Here is a 25,897-nt window from a genome sequence, read left to right as displayed (position 1 = left end):
CAGCCCTAGCCCGGCACGCGGCGAATCTTCGCCCCGAGCAGTTGCAGTTTCTCTTCGATGCACTCGTAACCACGGTCGATGTGGTAGATGCGATCGATCATGGTGTCGCCTTCGGCCACCAGGGCAGCAATCACCAGGCTGGCGGAAGCGCGCAGGTCGGTCGCCATGACCGGTGCGCCCTTGAGCTGCGGAACGCCAGTGACGATCGCGGTGTTGCCTTCGACCAGGATCTGCGCGCCCATGCGGTTCATTTCGTAGACGTGCATGAAGCGGTTCTCGAACACGGTCTCGATGACCGCGCCGGTACCTTCGGCGATGGCGTTCAGGGAGATGAACTGCGCCTGCATGTCGGTGGGGAATGCCGGGTACGGCGCGGTGCGGATGTTCACCGCCTTCGGCCGGTTGCCCTTCATGTCCAGTTCGATCCAGTTGCTGCCAGTGGTGATGTGCGCACCCGCTTCGACCAGCTTGGCCAGCACCGCTTCGAGGATAGTCGGATCGGTGTCCTTGAGCTTGACGCGGCCACCAGTGGCTGCCGCAGCGGCCAGGTAGGTGCCGGTCTCGATGCGGTCGGGCATGACGCTGTACTTGGCCCCGCCACCCAGACTCTTTACGCCGTTGATCACGATGGTGTCGGTGCCGGCGCCCTGCACATCACCGCCCATGGCGTTGATGAAGTTGGCCAGGTCGACGACCTCGGGTTCGCGCGCGGCGTTTTCCAGCACGGAGCGGCCATTGGCCAGCGCAGCAGCCATCATGATGTTCTCGGTACCGGTCACGGACACGGTATCGAAGAAGAAGTGCGCGCCCTTCAGGCCGCCGGCCGGAGCCTTGGCCTTGATGTAGCCGCCTTCGACGCTGATCTGCGCGCCCATGGCTTCGAGGCCACGGATGTGCAGGTCCACCGGACGCGAGCCGATGGCGCAACCGCCGGGCAGCGCGACTTCGGCTTCACCGAAGCGGGCGACCATCGGGCCGAGCACCAAGATCGACGCGCGCATGGTCTTGACCAGCTCGTACGGCGCCACCAGGGTCTTGATGGTGCTGGCGTCGACTTCGACGTTGAGCTTCTCGTCGATGATCGGCTGCACGCCCATGCGGCCGAACAGCTCGATCATGGTGGTGATATCGTGCAGGTGCGGCAGGTTGCAGACAGTCACCGGGGTATCCGCCAGCAGGGTCGCGGCGAGAATCGGCAGCGCAGAGTTCTTCGCGCCGGAGATGCGGATCTCGCCATCGAGACGAGTGCCGCCGGTAATGATCAGTTTGTCCATTGCTTATTTCCCCGTGGGCTCAGGAACGCTCGGCCCAGGCGGCGCGGCTGAAGAATTTCATGGTGACGGCATGGATGGCACCGGAGGCGATCCATTCGTTCAGGTGGGCGTAGATCTGTTGCTGGCGCTTGACCGGGCTCAGGCCTGCGAGCTCGTCGCTGATCAGGTTCAGCTGGAAATTGCAGCCTTCGCCTTCCACTTCGATCTGGGTACCTGGGAGTTTCGATTCCAGGAAGTTTTTGACTTCTACGGCCTGCATGCTCAACCTCGTTCGGCGCCCTACGCGCGCGGGTCGGCCATGATACAAAAAAGCCCCCCGCCTGCGAACCCCGGCAGGGGAAGTCGCGGACGGAGGGCCCTCTCAGTGTTTCAATGCTGTAACGGCAGAATCTCCAGGAGCTCGCCAACCTTGGCGATTTCCTGCATGTCCTTGGGCAGGCCAGAGATATGCAGGCTCTTGCCAGCCTTGCGCGCATCACGGGTGTACGACAGCAGGAGCGACAATCCGACGCTGCTGGAGCGCTCGACCGACGAGCAGTCCAGGCGCAACGCGCTGGCCTTGCTGGCGGCGATCAGGCGGGAGCCCTGCTGACGCAGCGCGGGGCCGGTGCTGTAGTCCAGCACGCCGGCGAGGGCCAGCTCGCCCTCGCTACGTTCCGTGATACTGCCCTGACTCATTCTTCGCCGCCCTGCGGCTGGCCCTTGGCAGCATCCTTGGCCTTGGCGACTACCTGCCCCCAACCGGCAATGGTCTTCTCCAGGTCATTGCGATTCTTCTGCATGGAGTCGGCGAACTGGTCGCGGAACAGCTTGCCGATGTTGATACCGTTGATGATCACGTTACGCAGGCGCCACTGGCCGCCCTGGTTGACCATGGTGTACTGCACCGGATAGACGGCACCGTTGCCACCCACCACTTCCATGTTCACCGAAGCGCGATCCTGGTCCTGCTTGCCGGTATTCAGCACGCGGATGTCCTGGTTGTCGTATTCCAGCAGCGCGTTGCCGTAGAACTGGAACAGGCTGTTCTTGAAGGTTTCCTCGAAGCGCTTGACCTGCTCCGGCGTCGCCTGGCGGGAGTACTTGACCGTCATCACGCCCTTGGCGATGCCCTCGGAATCCACGACCGGTCCGAGAATACGGTTCAGGGTGTCGTAGAACGCCTGGGGATTGGCCTTGTAGCTGGCCTTGTTGGTTTTCAGGTCGGACAGCAGGCTGTCGACGGTCTGCTGCACGACCTGCTGGGCGGTCTGCTCGGCGTGGGCGAACAGCGGAAGGATCGCGAGCAGAACCAGGAAGCCACGGCGCAAGGTTTTCAACATGGAATGAGTCCTCATTTCTTCGAGTCGTCTTTGTTGACCGAATTCAGCAGGAACTTGCCGATCAGGTCTTCCAGCACGAGTGCCGACTGGGTGTCCTTGATGGTATCGCCCTCTTTCAGCAGCTCCTCATCGCCACCGACGCTGATGCCGATGTACTTCTCGCCCAGCAGGCCAGCGGTGAGGATGGAGGCGGTCGAATCGTCCGGCAGGTTATCGACCTTGCGATTGATTTCCATGGTCACACGACCACGATAGCTGTCATGGTCCAGGTCCACCGCAGTGACCTTGCCGATGGTAACGCCAGCCATGGTGACCTTGCCGCGCACGGTGACGCCGGCGATGTTGTCGAAGTAGGCGTACAGCTTGTAGGTATCGCCCGAATTGCCGATGGTCAGTCCGCTGACACGCAGGGCCAGCAGCAGCAGGGCCAGCAGGCCGGCCAGAATGAACAGGCCTACACCGATTTCCAGGGTGCGGGTTTGCATCAGAAGTCTCCAAACATCAAGGCGGTCAGGATGAAGTCCAGCCCCAGCACTGCCAGGGAGGCATACACAACGGTACGGGTGGTGGCGCGGCTGATCCCTTCGGAGGTGGGTTCGCAGTCATAGCCCTGGAACACGGCGATCCAGGTCACGACGAAGGCGAACACCACACTCTTGATCACGCCATTGAGAATGTCCTTGGTGAACTGCACGCTGTTCTGCATGTTCGACCAGTACGAACCGTCATACACACCCAGCCAGTCGACGGCGACCAGGGCTCCGCCCCAGATACCGACAACACTGAAGATAGCTGCCAGCAGCGGCATCGAAATGAAGCCGGCCCACAGGCGCGGGGCAATGATGTACTTGAGCGGGTCGACGCCGATCATTTCCAGGCTGGAGAGCTGTTCGGTGGATTTCATGTTGCCGATCTCGGCGGTCAGCGCCGAACCGGCACGCCCAGCGAACAACAGGCCTGTCACCACCGGCCCCAGTTCACGCAGCAGCGTGAGGGCGACCATCTGGCCGACCGCCTGCTCGGAGCCGTAGCTCGCCAGGATGTTGTAGCCCTGCAGGGCCAGCACCATGCCGATGAACAGGCCGGAAACAACGATGATCGCCAGCGACAGCACGCCAACCGAGTACAACTGCTTGATCAGCAACTGGAAAGCGCCGCTGTGCACGCGGCGACCAAAGATGGCGTGGACCAGGAAGAGGCTCGAACGGCCCAGCGACTCAAGGACATCGAGGCCCGCGCGCCCGAGCAGGCGAACGCGCTCGAGCGGTGAAGTCTTGCGCATCAACGTTCTCCCAGCAGGTCGGCGCGGTAATCGCGAGCAGGATAATGGAACGGCACCGGACCATCCGGGATGCCCTTCATGAACTGGCGCACCCGCGGATCATCGAGCCCCTGCAGGTCTGCCGGCGTTCCGTGACCAAGCACGCGGCCGTCACCGACGATATAGATGTAGTCGGCGATGCTCGCGGTCTCCGCCAGATCATGGGACACCACGATACTGGTGATACCCAGCGCATCGTTGAGCAGGCGAATCAGACGCACCAGCACCCCCATGGCGATCGGATCCTGGCCCACGAAGGGCTCGTCGTACATCAGGATCTGCGGGTCCAGCGCAATGGCACGGGCCAGCGCCACGCGGCGCTTCATGCCCCCGGACAGCTCGTCCGGCATCAGGTCCACGGCACCGCGCAGGCCGACGGCCTGCAGCTTCATCAGGACGATATCGCGGATCATGTCCTCGGGCAGTTCGGTGTGCACCCGCAACGGGAAGGCCACGTTCTCGAACACATCCAGGTCGGTGAACAGTGCACCGCTCTGGAACAGCACGCCGAACTGCTTGCGCATGTCGAACAGGTCGCTGCGGCCCAGCGTGGGGAGGTTCTGGCCATTGACCCATACCTCACCACTCGCCGGACGCAACTGGGCGGCGATCAGTCGCAGCAAGGTGGTCTTGCCACAGCCCGACGGCCCCATGATCCCGGTGACCTTGCCGCGTGGAATGCGGATGTCCACGTTATCGAAAATCTTACGCGTGCCACGCTTGAAGCTCAGGCCCTTCAGCTCGACCGCGTATTGGTCATTGGTGCTCATAGAACTCCTTTCATCACGGCGCTGTCCGTTGCCCCGTCTGTCACACGGCAGAAACACGGCGCGGCAGCCCGAACGGCCGCGAACTATAACACCCCGCGAAGCCACGCCCCAAGGGCTGCTAAGCCGCCGTTAAGGAGCAGTTCAGCAAAATGCGCTCAACATTGAGATGCCGGTGATGAAGCCTTTGCCGCTTTCCCGTTATAATCTCGCACTTCATTTTGCCCCGCGCCTTTCGAACATGAGCCAGAATCACGATTTCATCCAGTCGGCACAACGCACCATCCGCCTCGAGCGCGACTCGGTGGATGCCCTGCTGCCGCGCATTGGCGCCGATTTTTCCCTGGCCTGCGAGCTGTTGCTGGGCTGCAAGGGCCGCGTGGTCGTGGTCGGCATGGGCAAGTCGGGGCACATTGCTCGCAAGATCGCAGCCACCCTGGCCAGCACCGGCACACCGGCGTTCTTCGTGCACCCGGCCGAAGCCAGCCATGGCGACATGGGCATGATCACCAAGGACGACGTCGTCCTAGCCCTGTCCAACTCCGGCTCCACCGCGGAAATCATTACCCTGCTGCCGCTGATCAAGCGCCTGGGCATCACCCTGATCAGCATGACCGGCAACGCCGAGTCACCGCTGGCCAAGGCCGCCGAGATCAACCTGGATGCCAGCGTGGAGCATGAAGCCTGCTCGCTGAACCTGGCGCCAACCTCCTCCACCACGGTTTCCCTGGTGATTGGCGACGCGCTTGCCATCGCCCTGCTGGAAGCCCGCGGCTTCACCGCCGAAGATTTCGCTTTCTCGCATCCGGGCGGGGCACTGGGCCGTCGATTGTTGCTGAAAGTGGAAAACATCATGCACGTGGGTGAAGCATTGCCGCAGGTTTCCCCCGGCACATCGCTCAGCGGCGCGCTGCTGGAGATGACCCGCAAGGGCCTCGGCATGACCATCGTGCTCGGCGAAGACGGCCGCCTGGCCGGGATCTTCACCGACGGCGACCTGCGCCGCACCCTGGACAAGGGGCTGGACGTGCGCCAGGTGACCATCGACCAGGTGATGACCGTGCACGGCAAGACCGCGCGCCCGGACATGCTCGCCGCCGAAGCCCTGAAAATCATGGACGACCACAAGATCAACGTACTGGTCGTGGTCGACGACAAGGATCATCCGGTCGGCGTCCTGCACGTCCACGACCTGACTCGCGCGGGAGTCATCTGAATGACCGTTGACCTGCTGCAGCGCGCGAAACCGGTTCGCCTGGCGGTGTTCGACGTCGACGGCGTGCTCACCGACGGCAAGCTCTACTTCCTGCCCGACGGCGGCGAGTTCAAGACCTTCAATACCCTGGACGGCCAAGGTATCAAGATGCTCATGGCCTCCGGCGTCCGCACCGCGATCATCACCGGCCGCTCGAGTCCGGTCGTCGAGCGCCGCGCGAAGAACCTGGGCATCAACCACCTGTTCCAGGGGCGGGAGGACAAGCTGGTCGCTCTCGACGAGTTGCTAGCCGAACTGGGACTAGGCTATGAAGAGGTCGCCTACCTGGGCGACGACCTGCCCGATCTGCCGGCCATCCGCCGCGTCGGCCTCGGCATGGCGGTCGCCAGCGGCGACGCCTTCGTGCGTCAGCACGCAGATGGCGTGACCCAGGCCCGCGGCGGCGAGGGCGCTGCCCGCGAGTTCTGCGAACTGATCCTGCAGGCCCAGGGCAACCTTGAAGCCGCCCAGAACGCGTACCTCTAGAGCCGAACATGCCCAAGACATTCCAACAGAAGCTGTTGCTCGCCCTGATCGCCATCCTGCTGATTGCCCTTGGCTATTACTGGAACGTGCGCCTGGACTTCAACGAGCGGCAACTCAAGTCGCAGACCAGCGATGCGGTCGACTTCTATGTGGTGAATGCCAAGAGCGTTCAATACCGCCTCGACGGTTCCCTCGCCTACGAGATGACCGCCGACAAACTCGAACACCTGAAAGCAACCGACGTGACCCTGGTCACCACGCCCGACCTCTATCTCCACCGGGAGAACGAGCCTCAGCCGTGGCACGTCCAGAGCGTTCGCGCCGAAGTGGCCCCCGAAGGCAAGCAGGTCGAGCTGATCGACGACGTGCGCGTTGCGCGCACCGACGCCCAGCAGCGCACGCTCCTGCTCAACACCTCGCGCATGACGGTGTTCCCAGACAAGGACTATGCGCAGACTGACCAGCCCGTGAAGATCACCGAGCCCAACGGTGTGACCACGGCAGTTGGCATGAAAGCGTATCTGAAAGACAGCCGGATGCTCCTGCTGTCCAACGTAAGAGGTCAGCATGAGGCTCGTTAACACCCTCCCCCTTCTTTTCAGCCTCGCCGCCGCCATCGGCAGCTCTGCCGCCTGGGCTCTTCCCACCGATCGGGAACAGCCGATCCGGGTCCAGGCCGACAGCGCCGAACTGGATGACAAGCAGGGCGTGGCCGTGTATCGCGGCGACGTGGTGGTGACCCAGGGCAGCATGAAGCTGACTGGCAACACCGTCACGCTCAAGCAGAACAAGGATGGCGAAATCGAGGTCGTCACCTCGGTCGGCAAGCCTGCCTACTTCGAACAGAAGCCGGCACCGGACAAGCAGATCACCCAGGCCTATGGCCTGACCATCCAGTACTTCGTCTCGCAGAACCGCGTCGTACTCATCGACCAGGCCAAGGTAATTCAGGAAGGCAACACCTTCGAAGGCGAGAAGATCGTCTATGACACCCAGCGCCAGATCGTCAACGCAGGCCGCGCCACCGGCTCCCAGGTGACCACGCCGCGCCCGCGTATCGACATGGTCATCCAGCCCAAGAAAAAGCAGGATCAAGCGCAGTAATGGCTACGCTAACCGCCCAGCACCTCGCCAAGAGCTACAAGAGCCGGCAAGTCGTCCGCGATGTCAGTATCAGCATCGAAAGCGGGCAGATCGTCGGCCTGCTCGGCCCCAACGGAGCGGGCAAGACCACCTGCTTCTACATGATCGTCGGCCTGGTCCGTGCCGATCAGGGCGTCGTGCGCATCGACGAGCAGGATGTCACCCACCTGCCCATGCACGGCCGCGCTCGCGCCGGCATCGGCTACCTGCCGCAGGAAGCCTCGATCTTCCGCAAGCTGTCGGTGGCAGACAACATCGGCGCCATCCTCGAGACTCGCACCGACCTGGATCGCGCCGGCCGCCAGGAATCCCTGGAGGGCCTGCTCGAGGAGTTCCACATCCACCACATCCGCGACAACCTCGGCATGAGCCTGTCCGGTGGCGAGCGCCGCCGCGTGGAAATCGCCCGCGCACTGGCCAGTTCGCCGAAATTCATTTTGCTGGACGAACCCTTCGCCGGCGTCGACCCGATCTCCGTGGGCGACATCAAGCAGATCATCCACCACCTCAAGGCCAAGGGCATCGGTGTACTCATCACCGACCATAACGTCCGCGAGACCCTGGACATCTGCGAAACGGCGTACATCGTCAACGACGGTCAACTGATCGCCGAAGGCAACGCCGAAAGCATCCTCGCCAATGACCTGGTGAAGGAAGTCTACCTGGGTCACGAGTTCCGCCTCTAAAGCCCCGAGCCGCGCCTTGCCTGGGCGTGGCAGCTCCATCCCTCCCCCACGCGTGGTGCGGTCTGCCGGCCGCTCCGCGACGTATTCGGCTGCCTGGCCTACCCTGACGCAACCGGGTTGTAACGAAAGGTCGACAGGCCCTAGGCAAAGCGTCCAAACTCAGGCATATAATTTGCTTCCTCGCGGCGCCCTGGCGTCCGTAGTCGTGGATATGGCGCGCTTCGCGCCAGCGAACAAGGTGCCTAGTTCCTGCCATGAAACCATCGCTAGTCCTCAAGATGGGCCAGCAGCTGACGATGACTCCGCAGCTGCAACAGGCCATCCGACTGCTCCAGCTCTCCACGCTGGACCTCCAACAGGAAATCCAGGAAGCCCTGGAGTCCAACCCGATGCTGGAGCGCCAGGAAGAAGGCGAGGACTTCGACAATAGCGACCCCATGGCCGATGGTGCCGAATCGGGCGCCAACGGCAGCACCAGCACGTCCCAGGACAATTTCCAGGAAAGTACCACGCCCAACGCCGACAGCCTCGACGAGGACCAGTGGGCCGAACGCATTCCCAACGAGTTGCCGGTCGACACCGCCTGGGAAGACATCTACCAGACCAGCGCCAGCAGCCTGCCCAGCAACGATGACGATGAGTGGGACTTCACCTCCCGCACCTCCGCCGGCGAAAGCCTGCAGAGCCATCTGCTGTGGCAACTCAACCTGGCGCCCATGTCCGATACCGATCGGCTGATCGCCCTGAGCATCATCGACGGCATCAACGACGACGGTTACCTGGAAGAGTCCCTCGACGACATCCTCGCCTCCATCGACCCGGAGCTGGGTGTCGAGATGGATGAAGTGGAAGTCGTGCTGCGCCGCGTACAGCAGCTCGAGCCCGCTGGCGTCGGCGCGCGCAACCTGCGCGAATGCCTGCTGCTGCAACTGCGCCAGATGCCCACCAAGACCTACCTGCTGGCCGAAGCCATCCGTCTGGTCAGCGACCACCTGGACCTGCTCGGCAGCCGCGATTACACCCAGCTGATGCGCCGCATGAAGCTCAAGGAAGACGAGCTGCGCGAAACCATCGAGCTGATCCAGTCGCTGCACCCGCGCCCAGGCTCGCAGATCGAGTCCGGCGAAGCCGAGTACGTGGTGCCGGATGTCATCGTTCGCAAACACAACGACCGCTGGCTGGTGGAGCTGAACCAGGAAGCAGTGCCGCGCCTGCGCGTGAACTCGCAGTATGCAGGCCTGGTGCGTCGCGCCGATTCCAGCGCCGACAACACCTTCATGCGCAACCAGTTGCAGGAAGCGCGCTGGTTCATCAAGAGCCTGCAGAGCCGCAACGAGACCCTGATGAAGGTGGCGACCCAGATCGTCGAACACCAGCGCGGCTTCCTCGAGTACGGCGAGGAGGCGATGAAGCCCCTGGTCCTGCATGACATCGCCGAAGCGGTGGGCATGCACGAATCGACCATCTCGCGCGTCACCACGCAGAAATTCATGCACACGCCGCGTGGCATCTTCGAGCTGAAGTACTTCTTCTCCAGTCACGTCAGTACCTCCGAAGGCGGCGAATGCTCGTCCACCGCGATCCGCGCGATCATCAAGAAACTGGTCGCGGCGGAAAGTCCGAAAAAGCCATTGAGTGACAGCAAGATCGCTGGTTTACTGGAGGCACAGGGCATTCAAGTGGCACGTCGTACCGTCGCCAAGTACCGGGAGTCCCTAGGAATCTCTCCCTCGAGCGAGCGCAAGCGACTGGTGTGACGTTGATCCACGCCAAGGTGTTCCGGCGGCAGGCCCCATAACCTGCCACTTACACACGGGCAACAAGGAGAAAGCGGTATGCAAGTCAACATCAGTGGACATCAACTGGATGTGACCGACGCCCTGCGCGACTATGTCGGCGAGAAACTTGGCCGACTGGAGCGCCACTTCGACAAGATCACCAATGTTCAGGTCATCATGGAGGTCGAGAAGCTGAAGCAGAAAATTGAAGCCACCCTCCACATCGCCGGTGGCGAAGTGGTGGCCTGCGCCGAACATGAAGACATGTACGCGGCTATCGACCTGCTCACCGACAAGCTCGACCGCCAACTGATCAAGCACAAGGAAAAATACCTCGAACGCCAGCAAGGTGTTGGCGTCCGTTAACCCCTCTCTATGATCCGACTTGAGCAAATCCTGACCCCCGGCCGTTCCCTCGTGAACGTGCCGGGCGGCAGCAAGAAACGCGTCCTCGAACAAATCGCCAACCTGGTGGCTCGTGAGCTGCCGGGTTTCGATTCCCAAGACATCTTCGACAGCCTGGTGGCCCGGGAGCGCCTGGGTTCCACCGGTTTCGGCAATGGCATCGCCATTCCGCACTGCCGCCTCCCCGGCTGCCAGTCGCCCATCAGTGCCATCCTGCACCTCGATCACCCGGTAGACTTCGACGCCCTCGACGGCGCGCCGGTGGACCTGGTGTTCGTGCTGCTGGTGCCCGAGGCAGCCACCGAGGAGCATCTGGAACTGCTGCGACAGATCGCCTCCATGCTCGACCGTTCCGACGTTCGCGACCGCCTGCGTCACGCCGCCAACGGCGAGGACCTGTACCGGATCGTCGTGGACTTCCAGAACAACGGGCACTGATCATGCGCCTGATCATCGTCAGCGGAAGATCCGGTTCGGGCAAGAGCACCGCGCTCAACGTGCTCGAGGACAACGGCTTCTACTGCATCGACAATCTGCCGGCCAGCCTCCTCCCGGACCTGGCCCAGCGCGCGCTGCTGCACACCGAACTGCTGCACCCGCAGGTCGCCGTCTCCATCGATGCACGCAACCTGCCCAGCCAGTTGCAACGCTTTCCCGAATTGCTGCAGGAAGCTCGCGACAAGCACATCCAGTGTGACGTGCTGTACCTCGATGCCGATGACGAAACCCTGCTCAAACGCTTTTCCGAGACTCGCCGGCGCCACCCGCTGACCACCGACACCCGCTCCCTGGCCGAGGCCATCAGCGACGAGTCGAACCTGCTGGCACCGATCGCCGACCTGGCCGATCTCAAGCTCAACACCACGAACCTGAATCTCTACCAGCTACGCGACGTGCTCAAGCTGCGCCTGCTGAACAAACCCGAACTGGGCACCGCCTTCCTGGTCGAATCCTTCGGCTTCAAGCGTGGCATGCCGGTGGACGCCGACCTGGTGTTCGACGTGCGCTGCCTGCCCAACCCGTATTGGAAGCCCGAACTGCGCGAGCACACGGGACTGGAGGCGGACGTCCAGGAGTACCTGGCGGCACAACCGGACGTCGAGGAGATGTACCAGGATATCCTCGGCTACCTGAACAAATGGCTGCCGCGCTTCGCCGCGAGCAACCGGGCCTATGTGACCATTGCCATCGGCTGCACCGGTGGCCAGCACCGTTCGACCTACATTGCCGAACGCATTGGTCAGGCCCTCAAGGAAACCCTCACCAACGTACAGATTCGCCACCGCGACCTGAGCTAAGCAGCGACAGACAACAAAAGGACAGCCCCTCGCGATGCCCGCCCTCGAAGTCACCATCATCAACAAGCTTGGCCTGCACGCCCGTGCGGCGGCCAAATTCGTCGGCGTTGCAGGGCGATTCCCCTGCCAGGTTCGCGTGGGCCGCAACCCGGAGAGCACGGTGGACGGCAAGAGCATCATGGCCGTCATGATGCTGGCCGCTGGCAAGGGCACCCATCTGCACCTCGCAGCCGAAGGCGAACAGGAAGACGAAGCGCTCAAAGCGCTGGTCGACCTGATCAACAACTACTTCGACGAAGGCGAGTGAGTCGCAGGGCCCTCAGCCCAGCGACGTATCCAGCGCCATCATCAGACAGAAGCCGATGATCAGCCCCTGCGTGGCCTGCGCCGCGTGGCCGCGCCGCTGTGATTCGGGAATGATCTCGCGCACCACGACGTAGAGCATCGCCCCTGCCGCCGCGGCCAGCCCCCAGGGCAAGAACATCCGCGAAATACCGATCAGCCAGGCACAGAGCACCGCAAACAGCGGTTCCACCAGCCCGGATGCTGCACCGGCCAACGCCGCCTTGCCGCGCGAGACGCCCGCCCCGGCCAGCACCAGCGCAATCGCAAGCCCTTCTGGCACATCCTGCAGCGCGATCCCCAGCGCCAGGCCGCTCGCCCCCTGCACCTGTCCCCCGGCGGCGACGCCCACAGCCATGCCTTCGGGGATGTTGTGCAGGACGATGGCGGCGACGAACAGGAGGATACGTGCCGGCACCTTGCCGTCGGCTACACCCTGGATGTTCGCCTGGGCATCCTCCAGCACCCGCCCGAAGACGGCGAGGCCAAAAGCCCCCAGCGCCAGGCCGAGGCTGACCAGCAGTGAGGCCAGCCAGGTCGGCCGTCCGGAAGCTTCTGCCGCCTCCAGTGCCGGCAACAGCAGGGAGAAGGCCGTGGCCGCCAGCATCACCCCAGCACCGAAGCCCAGCATAGTGTCGGCGATGCGTGCCGGCATGCTGCGCACCAGCAGCACGGGCAGCGCTCCCAGAGCGGTCCCGAGCGCGCAGAGCATGCCGCCCTGCAGGGCCAGGTACATCGGCGCCGACAGCGACAGCCGTGCCAGCAGCATCAGATGCTGAGCCATGAGTACACCGCCGCCAAGGACGATGCTCAGTCCCAGCAACCAACGCACATTGCGCCCTCCGCTTTCACGCAGACTCTGCACGATCAGACGCATGGTGCCGCCTTCGGTTTCATCCGTTGCCCCGCTCCTGCTGGGCCAGACGGTAGCGTCGGAGGACCTCCGGCCAGGCGACGACGTTATAGAAGGCCGCGATGTATTCCGGTCGGCGGTTCTGGTAGCGCAGGTAATAGGCGTGCTCCCAGACGTCCAGGCCAAGGATCGGCAGGTTGTCCTGCATCAGCGGGCTGTCCTGGTTGCCACTGCTCTCGACGACCAGACGCCCTTGCGGATCGACGCACAGCCACGCCCAGCCACTGCCGAAGCGGGTCAATGCCGCCTGGGTGAAGGCCTGGCAGAAAGCGTCGTAACCACCCAGCTCGGCGTCGATCGCCTGACGCAGCTCTTCCTGCGGCTGGCCGCCGCCGTCCGGCGCCATCACGGTCCAGAACAGCGAGTGGTTGGCATGGCCGCCGCCATTGTTGATCACCGGTCCACGCAGAGCAGCGGGGAGACTGTCGAGCGTCTGCAGCAACTGCTCCACCGGCGTCTCGGCGAACTCGGTGCCTTCCAGCGCAGCGTTGAGGTTGTTGATGTAGGTCTGGTGGTGCTTGCAGTGATGGATTTCCATGGTCTGCGCATCGATATGCGGTTCCAGGGCATCGTAGGCGTAGGGCAAGGCAGGCAGGACGTGGGGCATCTTCAAACCTTCTGTCAGTGGGGGCGCATCGACTCAGTGATAACGCATCGATTGAACGGCGGTGAACAATCCCGGGCGCAGCTCCACCGCGCCCTGGCGGCGCAGCAGGCGCTGGGTGCGCGGGTAGGTGCCGTGTTCGCCGATGAAGTTGAGCAATTCGACATAAGTGCGACGGCTGTGCTGAACCGCCGCGGCGCGCAGATCCGAGCATTTGCGCAGGTCTTCACCCAGCGCGAGCAGCCGTTCGTGGCAGGCGCAGAGGTATTCGGCGGTCTCCTCCGGCTGGCCCAGCTGCAGGTGCAGGTCGCCGAGATTGTGGTGGGAGATGACGAAGGCCATCACCGCCTCCTCGGCGTCGTGCCAGCGGTCCAGCAGCACCTGTGCCAGCGCCAGGGCGTGCAGGTAGTGCTCACGGGCATCGATCAACTCTTGACGAATGAAGCAGCGATTGCCCAGTTCGATGGTGCGTTGCCAGTGGCGCATGGCCGTTTCCTCCAGCGGGTGGGGCGGACTCAGAGTCCGCCGGCGGTGAGCTTCTCGGGATTGAGCAGTTGCTCGAGACGGGCACGGTCCAGGTCGGTGCCCTTCAAGTAAGAGCCCTCAAGCGCAACGTCGATGATCGGCCGGCCGTCGCGGTAGGCCTGCTTGGCAATCTCCGCAGCCTTCTGGTAGCCGATGATCGGGTTCAGCGCGGTGACCAGGATCGGGTTGCGCGACAGCGCCTCGCGCAGGCTCGCCTCGTTGACCTTGAAGCTGGCGACGGCTTTGTCCGCCAGCAGGCGGCTGACGTTGGCCAGCAGGTGGATGCTGCGCAGCAGGTTGTCGGCGATGACCGGCAGCATCACGTTCAGCTCGAAGTTGCCGGACTGCCCGGCGACCGCGATGGTGGTGTCGTTGCCCATTACCTGGGCGGCAACCATGGCGGCAGCTTCCGGGATCACCGGATTGACCTTGCCGGGCATGATCGACGAGCCAGGCTGCAGCGCTTCCAGTTCTATTTCGGCGAGGCCGGCGAGCGGTCCGGAGTTCATCCAGCGCAGGTCGTTGGCGATCTTCATCAACGCCACGGCCAACGCCTTGAGCTGGCCGGAAGTGGCCACAGCGATGTCCTGGGCGCCGATCAGTGCGAAGAAATCGTCACCGGGCCGGAACACCAGGCCCGTCAGACCATTGAGCTCCTCGCAGAAGCGCGCGGAGAACTGCGGATGGGCGTTCACCCCGGTACCGACGGCGGTGCCCCCCTGGGCGAGTTGTTGCAGCGCCGGCAATTGCGCCTGGATGCCTTGCGAGGCTTGGCGTACCTGCTGCGCCCAGCCGCCGAGCACCTGACTCAGGCGCACCGGCATGGCATCCATCAGGTGAGTACGCCCAGTCTTCACATACTGATGCACCGCCTGGGCTTTCTTCTCCAGGGTGGCGTGCAGATGGTCCACTGCCGGCAACAGGTGCTGGTGGATCTCCAGCGCCGCGCTGATATGGATGGTCGAGGGAATGATATCGTTGCTGCTCTGCCCGCAGTTGACCTGGTCGTTCGCGTTAACCGGTTTGCCCAGGCGTCGGCTGGCCAGCGTCGCGACCACCTCGTTGGCATTCATGTTCGAGCTGGTGCCCGACCCGGTCTGGAACACATCCACCGGAAAATGCTGCTGCACGTCACCGGCCAGCAGCTCTTCGCAGGCGGCGACGATGGCCGCGCCGGTCTCCGCGTCCAGCTGTTCCAGGCCGACGTTGGCGCGTGCGGCGGCCGCCTTCGCCAGCAGCAGCGCGCGAATGAACGGTCGCGGCATGCGCTGACCACTCACCGGGAAGTTGTTCACCGCCCGCTGCGTCTGAGCGCCGTAGAGCGCCGACGCCGGCACCTCCAGTTCGCCCATGCTGTCGCGTTCGATACGGCTGTCAGTCATTCTCGATTCCTTCTTGCAGTCTCAGGGAGGGCGCCATCTCCTGCTGCGCCATGCGCCTGCCGAGCAGGCTCAGGCGCTGGCGCTGGGCGGACGACGTCGCCAGGCGTTGCAGTTCACGAAGAGGGAGATAGGCGTGGTCCAGGCAGAGCACGCGCCAATGCCAGGGCAGCGCGATGTCACGACTGCTATCAAGCAGCAGCTGGAAGCACTTCTCGAACAGGCGCCAAGCCGGCACCGGCTCCCAGGCGGCCAGGTAGCGAGCCTCGCCGAGATAGTGCTCGACCAGGCGCGGTTCATCCGGCTCCAGGGCGCAGCGGATACGGGTGCCCAGGCGGTACCAGCGGTCAGTGATCGAGCTGTCGACGTCGGCAAACATGGCAACCCCACAATCGATAATGAGATTGATTATTGTTTGTGAGAATTAAAAAAACAAGCCGTCCAAACGCAATGCGCTGGACGGCTTGTCTGGAGAGGGGGATCAAGGAGACGCTGGAAGCCGCGGCCAGCCGGGCCGCGGCAGGTGGATCAGTTGCCGGCGACCATCATTTTTTCGATGAGCACGGAGCCGGTGTGCAGGTTGCCGCGGTACTCCACATCGTTGCCAATGGCGACGATGTTGCGGAACAGGTCTCGCAGGTTGGCGGCGATGGTGACTTCCTGGACCGGGAACTGGATTTCGCCATTCTCCACCCAGTAGCCGCCCGCGCCGCGGGAGTAGTCGCCGGTCACCAGGTTGACACCCTGCCCCATCAGCTCGGTCACCAGCAGGCCGCGGCCCATGCGACGGATCAGGGCCGCCTGGTCCTCGTCGCCATGGCTGACGAACAGGTTGTGCACGCCACCCGAGTTGGCCGTACTGGGCATGCCCAGCTTGCGTCCGGAATAGGTACCAAGGACGTAGGAAACCAGTTCGCCACCTTCCACGAAGGGCTTGGCGTAGGTGGCCAGGCCATCGTTGTCGAACGAGGCGCTACCCAGCGCACCGCGCAACAGCGGGCGCTCGTCCAGGGTCAGCCATTCCGGGAACAGCCGCTGGCCCAGCGCACCTTCGAGGAAGGACGACTTGCGGTACAGGCTGCCGCCGGAAATGGCGCCAAGGAAGTGGCCGAACAGACCGACTGCGACTTCTGGTGCGAACAGCACCGGTACTTCGGCAGTCGGCACAGGACGCGCGCCGAGACGGCTCGCGGCGCGCTCGGCGGCGCGACGACCGATCGACTCGGGAGTGCCCAGCAGCTCGCCGCGGCGGTTCACGTCGTACCAATAGTCGCGCTGCATCTGCCCTTCGAGCTCGGCGATCATCACACAGCTCAGGCTGTGGCGGGTGCTGGCGTAGCCACCAACAAAGCCGTGGCTGTTGCCGTACACACGGCAACCCTGGTGGGTGTTCAGCGTCGTGCCGTCTGCCTTGGTGACCCGCTTGTCGGTGGCGAACGCAGCGGCCTCGCAGGCCAGCGCGCGCTCGATGGCCTGGTCGGGGGTAATCGACCAGCCGTGGTACAGGTCCAGGTCCGGCAGGTCACGCGCCATCAGCGCCGGGTCCGCCAGGCCGGCGCAATCGTCTTCGGAAGCGTGCTTGGCAATCGCCAGCGCCGCCGCCACCGTCTCGCGGATAGCATCGTCGCCGGTGGCCGAGGTGCTCGCCGAGCCCTTGCGCTGACCGACGTAGAGCGTGATGCCGAAGCCCTGGTCGCGGTTGAATTCGACGGTCTCGACTTCACCCTGGCGCACCGAGGTCGACAGCCCCTGCTCCACCGACACCGCTACCTCACAGGCGCTGGCGCCCTGCCGGGAAGCCTCGGCGATGATCCGCTCGACCTGCTCGCGCAGTTCGGGAAGGACCTCCGGGCTCACTGCCGGGTTGTGTTCGCTCATTGCATGCCTCTCCTGTTCATATTCCGGCCCTGCCATCAGGCGGCGGCAACCGGCGTGGGCCGGACAAGCGGCCCCTGACTCGTTATCATGGCGGCGTTTTCAACGAGACCCCCGCCATGGCTGAAATTCACGATGACGACTCGTCCTTCGATGAGAAGAGCAAGTCGCAAGTAAAACGCGAAATGCACGCGCTGCAGGAACTCGGCGAGCGCCTCACCACGCTCAAGGCCGACATGCTCGATCGCATGCCGCTGACCGATCCGCTGCGCCGCGCGCTGGAAGAAGCTCCCAAGCACAAGGCCAACGCCGCCAAGAAGCGCCATCGGCAGTTCATCGGCAAGCTGATGCGCGACCAGGACGTCGAGGCCATCCTCGCCCTTCTGGAGCAGGTCGATACGTCGACCCGCCAGTACAACGAACGCTTCCACGCCCTGGAGCGCTGGCGCGACCACCTGATCACCGGTGGTGACGCCGCGCTGTCGGCCTTCTTCGGCGAATACCCGGAAAGCGACCGCCAGCATCTGCTCCAGCTGATCCGCCACGCCCAGCACGAGGCCGCTCACAACAAGCCTCCGGCAGCGGCGCGGAAGATCTTCAAGTACATCCGCGAGCTGGACGAGCTCAAACGCGGCCTGCGCTGAGCAGCCGCGTCCCTCACATCCAGCCCTGCTCGCAACGGCCTCAGGCGCCCGTGCCGCCGACAGTGATGGCGTCGATCTTCAGGGTCGGCTGACCGACACCGACCGGCACGGACTGGCCGTCCTTGCCGCAGGTGCCCACACCGCTATCCAGCGCCAGGTCGTTGCCGACCATGGACACCCGGCCCATCACTTCCGGACCGTTGCCGATCAGGGTCGCGCCCTTCACCGGGCGAGTGATCTTGCCGTTCTCGATCAGGTAGGCCTCGCTCGTGGCGAAGACGAACTTGCCGCTGGTGATGTCCACCTGGCCGCCACCGAGATTCGCGCAGTAGATGCCACGCTCGACACTGGCGATGATCTCCTGCGGATCGCTCTGCCCGGCCAGCATGTAGGTGTTGGTCATGCGCGGCATCGGCAGGTGCGCATAGGACTCGCGACGGCCGTTGCCGGTGCGCGCCACACCCATCAGACGGGCGTTGAGCTTGTCCTGCATGTAGCCCTTGAGAATGCCGTTCTCGATCAGCACGTTGCAGTGGGTGGGCGTGCCTTCGTCGTCCACCGACAGCGAACCGCGACGGCCGGCGATGGTGCCGTCGTCGACGATGGTGCACAGGCTGGAAGCCACCTTCTCGCCAATGCGACCGCTGTAGTTCGAGCTGCCCTTGCGGTTGAAGTCGCCTTCCAGACCATGACCCACGGCTTCGTGCAGCAGCACGCCGGACCAGCCGGCACCCATCACTACCGGCAGACTGCCGGCCGGCGCGGGCACCGCTTCAAGATTGACCAGCGCCTGGCGCAACGCCTCGCGGGCGTAGCTCATGGCACGGTCTTCCTGGAGGAAGTACTTGTAATCGGTGCGACCGCCACCACCGTGACCACCGCGCTCGCGGCGGCCGTTCTGCTCGACGATGACGCTGACGTTGAAGCGCACCAGTGGGCGGATGTCCGCGGCCAGCGAGCCGTCCGCCGCAGCGATCAGCACCTGGTCCCAGACACCGGCGAGGCTGACGGTGACCTGCTGGATGCGCGGATCGAGCGCGCGGGTGGCGGCGTCGATCTTCTGCAGCAACGCCACCTTCTCGGCACGGCTCATCACGTCCAGCGGATTCTCGCCGGCGTACAGGCGGGTCGGCACCACAGCCGTAAAAGCCTGGACCTTGCCGTTCTGTCCGGCGCGGGAAATCGAACGGGCGGCGCGGGCTGCCTGGATCAGGGCTTCATGGTTGATCGCGTTGCTGTAGGCGAAGCCGGTCTTCTCGCCGGACTGCGCGCGCACGCCGACGCCTTGATCCATGTGGAAGCTGCCTTCCTTGACGATGCCGTCCTCCAGCATCCAGGACTCGGAGACCTGGCTTTGGAAGTACAGGTCGGCGGCGTCGATGCCGGGGCCGCTCAGTTCATGCAGGATCGGCGACAGCTGGTCGATATCCAGACCACCGGGGGCCAGCAGGTGCTGACTGACGGATGACAACAGTTCGCTCATATTCACTCCGTACGCGCCGGTCGAGGTTCGACCGACGGGAAAAATCTTCTGTGCCGGGCAATCGGCATGCGCTGCCGGACCGCCGCCTGTTCCTCGCTGTCGCGCCTGGCGAGCAGCACGGCCTCACCCTTGGCCTGTTCGGCGAGGATACGCCCCCAGGGGTCGACGATGGCCGACTGGCCCCAGGTTTCCCGTCCTTTGGGGTGGGTACCGCCCTGTCCCGCCGCCAGCAGGTAGCACTGGGTCTCGATGGCGCGGGCGCGGACGAGGACTTCCCAGTGCGCCGCACCGGTGACTGCAGTGAAGGCGGCAGGGGCGCTGATCAGCTCTGCGCCGGCTTCGCGCAATGCGGTGTAGAGCTCGGGGAAGCGCAGGTCGTAGCAGACCGTCAGCCCCAGGCGACCGACCGGCGTGTCCGCCACCACCACACGCTGGCCGAAGGCGTAATCATCCGACTCGCGATAACGGCCGCGGGCGTCGGCGACGTCCACATCGAACAGGTGCAGCTTGTCGTAGCGCGCTGCCACGTCACCGTGCTCATCTAGCAGCAACGAACAGGCGTTGGACTTGGCTTCCGGCTGGTCCGCCGGCGGCAACGGCAAAGTGCCGGCGACTATCCACAACCTGAGGTCGCGGGCGGTGCTTTTCAACCAGGGCAGGATCGGGCCTTCGCCCATTGCTTCGGCACGGCCGAGATCCGCAAGATCGCGGCGGCCCATGGCAGCGAAGTTCTCCGGCAACACAGCGAGGCGTGCGCCGCCCTCGGCAGCCTGTTCGAGCAGGCGACGGGCGGCGGCGAGATTAGCCAGGACATCGTCCTGGCTGACCATCTGGATGACGGCAAGAGACATGCTGAGCTCCGTCGGTGTCTGGGTTTCATGCTAACTGAAGCCCGGACTTTATGCTCGATTGACGGGCTCAATGAGGCTTTTCGAAGGGTTTCTCGAACGCGATGGTCGGGCTCTGCCACGGCCCCTTCACGCTGTACTGCACGCTGGCGAAACGCGCGACCTTGTCACCCAGCAGCTTGTCCACCACGAAGAGTGCGCCGCCAATGGCCGGAGCGCCGACGATCAGGGCAGCCAGCGGCAGGTTGTTGGTCACCGGCAAGGTCACCAGCAACTTGGCGTCGATCTGGTCGTGGGCCAGGTCCAGGGTGCCGTTCAGCTCGAGGTTGCTCGACGGGCCATCCAGGCGCAACGGCTCGCGGGTGAAGTACACGCCATCGTTGGCAGTGAGCACACCCTTCACGCGGTCATAGCTCAGGCCCTTGCCCAGCAGGTCGGAGAAGTCCAGACGCAGGCGGCGGTTGATGGCGTTGAAGTTGAGCAGGCCGAATACGCGCAGGGCGTTGGCGCCGCCCTCCACTTCGACGAACTGACCCTTGCGCAGACTGGCGTCGAGGGTGCCACCGAAACGCCTCAGGTTCAGCGCCGCCGGGGAGCCCGGCCAGTTGCCGTTGATGTCCACGCGGAAGCGCTCGCTGGTCACGCTGGGCGCAAAGTCCCAGGCCTTGAGCACATCGCCCAGGTTCTTGCCGTCGAGCTGCCCCTGGAAGGTGCTGCGAGCGCTTGCCCCCGTGCCATCCCAGCGCAGGTTGCCCTTCACCGACAGGCCTCGCAGGTCGAGGTTCACATCGTTGAAGCCCAGCCCGGTGGTTGTCGGACGCACGTTGAAACTCCAGGCGCCGACCGGCTTGCCTGCCTTCAGGACCTGGCGAATGCTCACATCCATCGGCGGCAAGGTACGCGGGTCGATATTCGCCAGCGGATCCGGTGCTTCCACCGCCTTTTCGGAGTCAATGGCCTCACCCTTGGGCAGGTTGATGCGGTCCAGAGCGATCTGGATCGGCTTCACCTTGCTATCAGGCACCGTGACCTTGCCGGAGACCAGCGAACTGACCAGCCCAACCTGCCAGTTGCTGTCGACGCGCGCCACGTCCAGCGTCAGATTCTCCAGGGTCTGTCCGAAGCCCTTGAACCGACCAATCTGCAGGTCTGCACCGCGCAATAGTCCCGCAGCGCCTTCTACACCGGTGTTGGAATACTTCTTCGCGACAGCCATCCAGGCATCGGCGTCGACTTCGTCGATCTTGCCGCGCACCTGGACGCCATTCCAATTGGGCAGCACGGCGGGATCTCCGCCCAGGCGCAGCACGCCGCGGCCTGCCAGCGGCTGGTCCGCCGGCGCGGCATAGGCCAGGCTGGCGCGATCGCCATAGGTCGCCCAGTAGCGGCGCTCGGCACCCTCCAGGGTCATGCGCCATTCGCTCTCGCGGGTTTCCTGGGCAGCCTTGCCCAGGGGCGCCGGCAGATCAACGCTCACGCCCTGCAGGTTGGAAGCGACCTGCAACTGGCTGTCCTTGCCGTCGAGCAACAGGTTGAGCTGGAACGGCACGCGGCCATCCACCGGCAGCCGCTTCTGCACCTTGCCCCAGTCGAGCAGGGCCTTCACCGGCACCTGGCCGCCCACCAGCACCCGCGTGCGTGGCACGCCGTTGCGGCCTTCGGCGCGGATGCTGCCGGTGATGCGGCTGCCCAGCACCTGGGCGGCAATATTCTGCCCGCTCAGACCGCTGTCGGTGTCGTAGCGGAACGTGCCCTTGACCTGCTCGAGCCTCAGCTCAGGCTTGGCGATCTTCAACTGGGCCTTGTCGGTATCGAAGTCGACGATCACGCGGGCCTTGCTCATTTCGCCCTTGGCCAGCGGGATGTCCAGGTTGAGATGGCCGTTGAGGTCGCCCGAACCTTCCCAGCCGGCGAAGGTATGAGTCGCGCCGATCGGCGAGTCCTGGAGGATCTTCAGGCCATCGACGAGATTGCTGTCGATATCACCGTTCACGTGCAGATGGGACACCTCACCCGGCTCCGTGTGGGGAATCTCCACCGACACGTCGCGCACCTGGCTGTTGAGGATCTGCCCGCGGGTGGCATTGATGCTGACGCCGGTGTCCTCGACCCGTACCTCACCCTCGGCCTTGCTCAGGCCGGGCCAGCCCGGCTGGTAGTCGAGCACGCCGTCGTGGACCTTGAAGTACAGGGTCAAGGCGTGGGCCTCGGGTGCCGAATGCTTCTGCAGCGAGCCCTGCCAGAGGAAGTAACCCTGCTCGATACGGCCACTCTTGATCGAGCCCTTGAGCCACGCGGCGAGGTCCTTGCTCATCTGCGGGATGACGGTGGGCAGGTATTTGCCGGTGTAGCGCGCATCGCCATTGCTCATGCCGACGCGCAGGTCCATGTAGTCCTCCGCCTCCGGGTCTCGCATCAGCCGGATCAGCATGTCGCCGGCCAGCGTGCCCTCCTCGCCTTCTACCTTCATCAGGTGGCTGCCGAGGGTGAAGGCCTCGTCGTTGAGCTGGAAGAACAGCCGCGCGTGGGCTGTGCGGTAGTGCCAGGGCTCGGGAAACAGAGTTGCCAGGTGCAGCATGAAGTCCTGGGCATTGGCGTCGAGCGTGCCCCCGCCAAGGTTGCCACTGAAGGTGCCGTCGACGTTGGCCACCGCAGGCACGTCGTGGAAAGCACTGACCCCCACCTTCTCGAGGTTGGTAGCGTAGGCGACGCGCTCTGCGCCCTCGCGCTGCGGCCAATAGTCGACGTTGACATTGTGCAGCACGCCCTGGGGCTTGAGCCCATGCAGCCATTCGTCAGCCTTGTCCGGCAGCGGCACCAGGGTGGTGATCAGCGGCGTCAGCGGGGTCAGGTCGAGACGATCGGCGCGCAGTTGCCAGTGCTCCTCGTCCTGCATCCGGCGAGTCAATTCCAGTTCCACTTCGCCCCAGCGGGTTTCGCCGAGGTTCGCTGCCAGATCGGCGACACGCAGATCAAAGTCGTCGCCCTTGCGCTGGAAAAACAGGCTGACGCCCAGATCGCTCAGGCTGACCGGCTTGCGCTCGCCCAGCGCAACGTCGATCTGCGGGGCATTCAGCCGCGCAACGGCAGAAACCGGCACGCCCTTGTCGAGGGTTGCCCACAACTCGCCGCCGGCCTTGGCCTGGGACAATTTCCAGGCGCCGGTGAGGCGTTCGGGCAGCCACTTGGCCCAGTCGGCCTGGGGCAGGCTCAGGTACAGCTGGCCCGAGCTCTTCGTCCAGTCGTCACGGTCCAGGCGGGTTTCCAGGCGGGCCGCCACTGGCTCGCCGCCCGGCAGGCTGAGGCGCGCTTCCAGTCGCTGACGGCTGCCGCTGCGCAGGGTCATGCCGACATAGGTCAGCGACAGCGGTTTGGCCTGCTGCGGCAGCACGGTCAGTTGGCTGTCCATCAGCGACAGGCGCCGCGGGGTCAGCAGCAGGTCGATGAGCTTGTGCGGATCGGTATCGCCGCCGCGGCTGGGCAGGCCGTCGGCGTGCCACTTGCCCTCTTCGTCTTCGCGCAAAGTCAGGTGCAGGCCTTCCAGCTCCAGGCTGTCGATGCGCGGCTGGCGTGCCATCACACTGCCGAGAATGTCCGGAGTCAGGCGCACGCGCTCCAGGCGCAACGAATCATTGCCCTCGCCCAGCTGGATATCACGAACCACGATGATCGGGCTGAAGGCATGCCAATGCCCTTCCAGCGCGCCGATGGCCACCGGCAAGCCCAGTTGCTCGCTGGCCTTCTGCGCCAGGTCGTCACGGTACTCCGCCACCAGCGGCACCAGTTGCCGGCCGAGGCTGACGTACAGCGCGAGCAGCACCAGTCCCAGTGCCAGAAGGCCCAGGATGATGCGCAGGGACGAGGCGAAGAGTCGGCCGGCGCGCTCCATGTCAGCCGACTGCCTGTAGGGTGAAGCGAAGGATCATCGAGCGGCCTCCCAGCCATGCAAGGTCGAACCCAGTCTGACAGTGTGCGTCAGGCAAAGCTCCAGGAAACCCCATTGCACGGCGGCCTCCTGCCAAAACTCCACATTCTGCGATCCGCCGCTCAAAGCAGGACCACGTCGTATTGCTCCTGGGAGTACATGGCCTCGACCTGGAACTTGATGGGACGGCCAATGAACAACTCCAGGTCCGCGACGTTCCCCGACTCCTCGTCGAGCAGGCGATCCACCACCTTCTGGTTGGCCAGCACCAGGTAGGAATTGGCCTGGTAGGCGCGCGCCTCGCGGAGGATCTCGCGGAAGATCTCGTAGCAGATGGTCTCGGCGGTCTTCAGCATGCCGCGCCCCTGGCAACTCGGGCAGGGCTCGCAGAGCACCTGCACCAGGCTTTCGCGGGTACGCTTGCGGGTCATCTGCACCAGGCCAAGCTCGGTGATGCCGATGATATTGGTCTTGGCATGGTCGCGTTCGAGCTGCTTCTCCAGGGTCCGCAGGACCTGGCGGCGATGCTCCTCGTCTTCCATGTCGATGAAGTCGATGATGATGATCCCGCCCAGGTTGCGCAGGCGCAGCTGGCGGGCGATGGCGGTAGCCGCCTCGAGATTGGTCTTGAAGATGGTCTCTTCGAGGTTGCGGTGGCCGACGAACGCACCGGTGTTCACGTCGATGGTGGTCATCGCCTCGGTCGGGTCGATGATCAGGTAGCCACCGGACTTGAGCAGCACCTTGCGCTCCAGCGCCTTCTGCACCTCGTCCTCGACCCCGTAGAGGTCGAAGATCGGCCGTTCGCCGGGGTAGTGTTCCAGGCGGTCGGCGATTTCCGGCATCAGTTCTTCGACGAACTGCGTGATCTTCTGGAAGTTCTCCCGGGAATCGACGCGAATCTTCTCGATGCGCGGATTCACCAGGTCGCGCAGGGTGCGCAGGGCCAGGGAAAGGTCTTCGTAGATCATCGTCGGCGCGCCAACGGTCTTGATCTGTGCGTCAATCTGGTCCCAGAGACGGCGCAGGTAGCGAATGTCGGCGAGGATCTCGTCCTCACCGGCGCCCTCGGCCGCGGTGCGCAGGATGAACCCGCCCCGCTCGACGATGCCCTCGGCCTCGACGCACTTGGCGACGACCTGTTTCAGGCGTTCGCGCTCCTGTTCATCCTCGATCTTCAGGGAAATGCCGACATGGCTGGTACGCGGCATGTAGACCAGGTAGCGCGAGGGGATGGACAGGTGCGTCGTGAGGCGCGCGCCCTTGGTGCCGATGGGATCCTTGGTGACCTGAACGACCAGGCTCTGCCCTTCATGAACCAGCGCGCCGATGCTCTCCACCGCACTCCCCTCACGGGTGGAAATTTCCGCCGCATGGATGAAGGCTGCGCGCTCGAGGCCGACGTCGACGAAAGCCGCCTGCATGCCTGGCAGCACGCGCACGACCTTGCCCTTGTAGATGTTGCCGACGATCCCGCGGCGCAACGTGCGCTCAACGTGGACTTCCTGCAGGACGCCGTTCTCCACCACCGCCACGCGCGATTCCATCGGCGTGATATTGATCAGGATCTCTTCGCTCATGCGCCCTTCCTTATCGCGCCCGGAGTCTTGCCAGCGCTACTTCG

Annotated in this window: 28 protein-coding genes; 11 read left to right on the top strand and 17 right to left on the bottom strand. The window is 64.2% G+C overall.

The genetic code is table 11. From position 1 onward, the window contains the following. Positions 1-5 precede the first annotated feature (5 nt). The 7 genes from murA to AC1ZV1_RS05605 form a co-directional block, all read right to left on the bottom strand. The gene (murA, locus tag AC1ZV1_RS05635; protein WP_484295871.1) at positions 6-1,274 is read right to left on the bottom strand and encodes a UDP-N-acetylglucosamine 1-carboxyvinyltransferase; all 1,269 of its coding nucleotides are present in this window, start codon (positions 1,272-1,274) and stop codon (positions 6-8) included. A gap of 19 nt (positions 1,275-1,293) precedes the next feature. Beyond that, entirely contained in the window at positions 1,294-1,533 is a 240-nt protein-coding gene (locus tag AC1ZV1_RS05630) for a BolA family protein (protein WP_017518139.1), read from the bottom strand. A 110-nt stretch (positions 1,534-1,643) separates the two neighbouring features. Then, positions 1,644-1,952, bottom strand: a complete 309-nt coding sequence (locus AC1ZV1_RS05625) for an STAS domain-containing protein (protein WP_484295870.1) — start codon at positions 1,950-1,952, stop codon at positions 1,644-1,646. Then, positions 1,949-2,596, bottom strand: coding sequence for a Tgt2/MlaC family protein (locus AC1ZV1_RS05620; RefSeq protein ID WP_484295869.1), 648 nt, complete (start codon positions 2,594-2,596; stop codon positions 1,949-1,951). The genes AC1ZV1_RS05625 and AC1ZV1_RS05620 overlap by 4 nt, the downstream gene beginning before the upstream one ends. 11 nt (positions 2,597-2,607) lie before the next feature. Further along, on the bottom strand, positions 2,608-3,081 hold the full coding sequence (gene mlaD / locus AC1ZV1_RS05615; protein WP_484295868.1) for an outer membrane lipid asymmetry maintenance protein MlaD: 474 nt from the start codon (positions 3,079-3,081) through the stop codon (positions 2,608-2,610). After that, positions 3,081-3,878 carry a lipid asymmetry maintenance ABC transporter permease subunit MlaE gene (mlaE, locus tag AC1ZV1_RS05610; RefSeq protein WP_484295867.1) on the bottom strand — a complete coding sequence of 266 codons (798 nt, stop codon included), beginning with the start codon at positions 3,876-3,878 and terminating at the stop codon, positions 3,081-3,083. The genes mlaD and mlaE overlap by 1 nt, the downstream gene beginning before the upstream one ends. Continuing rightward, positions 3,878-4,687, bottom strand: a complete 810-nt coding sequence (locus AC1ZV1_RS05605; protein ID WP_192431569.1) for an ATP-binding cassette domain-containing protein — start codon at positions 4,685-4,687, stop codon at positions 3,878-3,880. The genes mlaE and AC1ZV1_RS05605 overlap by 1 nt, the downstream gene beginning before the upstream one ends. Positions 4,688-4,925: 238 nt before the next feature. Here AC1ZV1_RS05605 and AC1ZV1_RS05600 point away from each other — a divergent pair, with 238 nt between their 5' ends. The 10 genes from AC1ZV1_RS05600 to AC1ZV1_RS05555 all read left to right on the top strand — a co-directional run bounded on the left by AC1ZV1_RS05600 (position 4,926) and on the right by AC1ZV1_RS05555 (position 12,042). Continuing rightward, a complete protein-coding gene (locus tag AC1ZV1_RS05600) occupies positions 4,926-5,900 on the top strand; it encodes a KpsF/GutQ family sugar-phosphate isomerase (RefSeq protein ID WP_484295866.1) in 975 nt (324 codons plus the stop codon). Beyond that, positions 5,901-6,425: a KdsC family phosphatase gene (locus tag AC1ZV1_RS05595; RefSeq protein WP_484295865.1), complete on the top strand. Its 525-nt coding sequence runs from the start codon at positions 5,901-5,903 to the stop codon at positions 6,423-6,425. Positions 6,426-6,433: 8 nt separating this feature from the next. Beyond that, complete coding sequence (gene lptC / locus AC1ZV1_RS05590) at positions 6,434-7,006, top strand: LPS export ABC transporter periplasmic protein LptC (RefSeq protein ID WP_484295864.1); 573 nt, start codon at positions 6,434-6,436, stop codon at positions 7,004-7,006. Next, complete coding sequence (lptA, locus tag AC1ZV1_RS05585; RefSeq protein ID WP_017518148.1) at positions 6,993-7,529, top strand: lipopolysaccharide transport periplasmic protein LptA; 537 nt, start codon at positions 6,993-6,995, stop codon at positions 7,527-7,529. Before lptC ends, lptA begins: the two co-directional genes overlap by 14 nt. Then, a complete protein-coding gene (gene lptB / locus AC1ZV1_RS05580) occupies positions 7,529-8,254 on the top strand; it encodes an LPS export ABC transporter ATP-binding protein (protein WP_484295863.1) in 726 nt (241 codons plus the stop codon). Before lptA ends, lptB begins: the two co-directional genes overlap by 1 nt. 254 nt (positions 8,255-8,508) lie before the next feature. Beyond that, positions 8,509-10,011, top strand: a complete 1,503-nt coding sequence (locus AC1ZV1_RS05575; protein ID WP_484295862.1) for an RNA polymerase factor sigma-54 — start codon at positions 8,509-8,511, stop codon at positions 10,009-10,011. A gap of 78 nt (positions 10,012-10,089) precedes the next feature. Continuing rightward, a complete protein-coding gene (gene hpf, locus AC1ZV1_RS05570; protein WP_017518151.1) occupies positions 10,090-10,398 on the top strand; it encodes a ribosome hibernation-promoting factor, HPF/YfiA family in 309 nt (102 codons plus the stop codon). 9 nt (positions 10,399-10,407) lie between these two features. Next, on the top strand, positions 10,408-10,875 hold the full coding sequence (gene ptsN / locus AC1ZV1_RS05565) for a PTS IIA-like nitrogen regulatory protein PtsN (RefSeq protein WP_037009823.1): 468 nt from the start codon (positions 10,408-10,410) through the stop codon (positions 10,873-10,875). Positions 10,876-10,877: 2 nt separating this feature from the next. Then, positions 10,878-11,735, top strand: a complete 858-nt coding sequence (gene rapZ, locus AC1ZV1_RS05560) for an RNase adapter RapZ (protein ID WP_484295861.1) — start codon at positions 10,878-10,880, stop codon at positions 11,733-11,735. Between the two features lie 34 nt (positions 11,736-11,769). Then, the gene (locus AC1ZV1_RS05555) at positions 11,770-12,042 is read left to right on the top strand and encodes an HPr family phosphocarrier protein (protein ID WP_484295860.1); all 273 of its coding nucleotides are present in this window, start codon (positions 11,770-11,772) and stop codon (positions 12,040-12,042) included. A gap of 12 nt (positions 12,043-12,054) precedes the next feature. Here the strand turns inward: AC1ZV1_RS05555 and AC1ZV1_RS05550 are convergent, their stop codons facing one another. The 6 genes from AC1ZV1_RS05550 to pmbA form a co-directional block, all read right to left on the bottom strand. Continuing rightward, positions 12,055-12,948, bottom strand: a complete 894-nt coding sequence (locus AC1ZV1_RS05550; RefSeq protein ID WP_484297511.1) for a ZIP family metal transporter — start codon at positions 12,946-12,948, stop codon at positions 12,055-12,057. 22 nt (positions 12,949-12,970) lie between these two features. Then, on the bottom strand, positions 12,971-13,597 hold the full coding sequence (locus AC1ZV1_RS05545; protein WP_484295859.1) for a superoxide dismutase: 627 nt from the start codon (positions 13,595-13,597) through the stop codon (positions 12,971-12,973). A gap of 33 nt (positions 13,598-13,630) precedes the next feature. Further along, a complete protein-coding gene (locus AC1ZV1_RS05540; RefSeq protein ID WP_484295858.1) occupies positions 13,631-14,080 on the bottom strand; it encodes a hypothetical protein in 450 nt (149 codons plus the stop codon). A gap of 29 nt (positions 14,081-14,109) precedes the next feature. Next, positions 14,110-15,501, bottom strand: a complete 1,392-nt coding sequence (gene fumC, locus AC1ZV1_RS05535) for a class II fumarate hydratase FumC (protein ID WP_484295857.1) — start codon at positions 15,499-15,501, stop codon at positions 14,110-14,112. Continuing rightward, positions 15,494-15,877, bottom strand: coding sequence for a FagA protein (locus AC1ZV1_RS05530; RefSeq protein WP_484295856.1), 384 nt, complete (start codon positions 15,875-15,877; stop codon positions 15,494-15,496). The genes fumC and AC1ZV1_RS05530 overlap by 8 nt, the downstream gene beginning before the upstream one ends. A gap of 149 nt (positions 15,878-16,026) precedes the next feature. Then, the gene (gene pmbA / locus AC1ZV1_RS05525) at positions 16,027-17,376 is read right to left on the bottom strand and encodes a metalloprotease PmbA (protein WP_484295855.1); all 1,350 of its coding nucleotides are present in this window, start codon (positions 17,374-17,376) and stop codon (positions 16,027-16,029) included. 116 nt (positions 17,377-17,492) lie between these two features. Between pmbA and yjgA the strand changes: the two genes are divergently transcribed. Then, positions 17,493-18,017 carry a ribosome biogenesis factor YjgA gene (yjgA, locus tag AC1ZV1_RS05520; RefSeq protein ID WP_024766553.1) on the top strand — a complete coding sequence of 175 codons (525 nt, stop codon included), beginning with the start codon at positions 17,493-17,495 and terminating at the stop codon, positions 18,015-18,017. Positions 18,018-18,057: 40 nt separating this feature from the next. Here yjgA and tldD read toward each other — a convergent pair whose 3' ends face one another. The 4 genes from tldD to rng form a co-directional block, all read right to left on the bottom strand. After that, positions 18,058-19,500 (bottom strand): metalloprotease TldD, encoded by a 1,443-nt coding sequence (gene tldD, locus AC1ZV1_RS05515; RefSeq protein WP_484295854.1) that lies wholly within the window; start codon positions 19,498-19,500, stop codon positions 18,058-18,060. Positions 19,501-19,502: 2 nt separating this feature from the next. Beyond that, a complete protein-coding gene (locus AC1ZV1_RS05510; RefSeq protein ID WP_484295853.1) occupies positions 19,503-20,351 on the bottom strand; it encodes a carbon-nitrogen hydrolase family protein in 849 nt (282 codons plus the stop codon). Positions 20,352-20,418: 67 nt separating this feature from the next. After that, a complete protein-coding gene (locus AC1ZV1_RS05505; RefSeq protein WP_484295852.1) occupies positions 20,419-24,237 on the bottom strand; it encodes a YhdP family protein in 3,819 nt (1,272 codons plus the stop codon). A 158-nt stretch (positions 24,238-24,395) separates the two neighbouring features. Beyond that, on the bottom strand, positions 24,396-25,853 hold the full coding sequence (gene rng, locus AC1ZV1_RS05500; protein WP_484295851.1) for a ribonuclease G: 1,458 nt from the start codon (positions 25,851-25,853) through the stop codon (positions 24,396-24,398). Between the last annotated feature and the right edge of the window lie 44 nt (positions 25,854-25,897).

The sequence above is a fragment of the Pseudomonas sp. BB438 genome, assembly GCF_057180225.1.
Note: the sequence above shows the minus strand (reverse complement) of the source record. Positions and strands in the feature narration are given on the sequence as shown.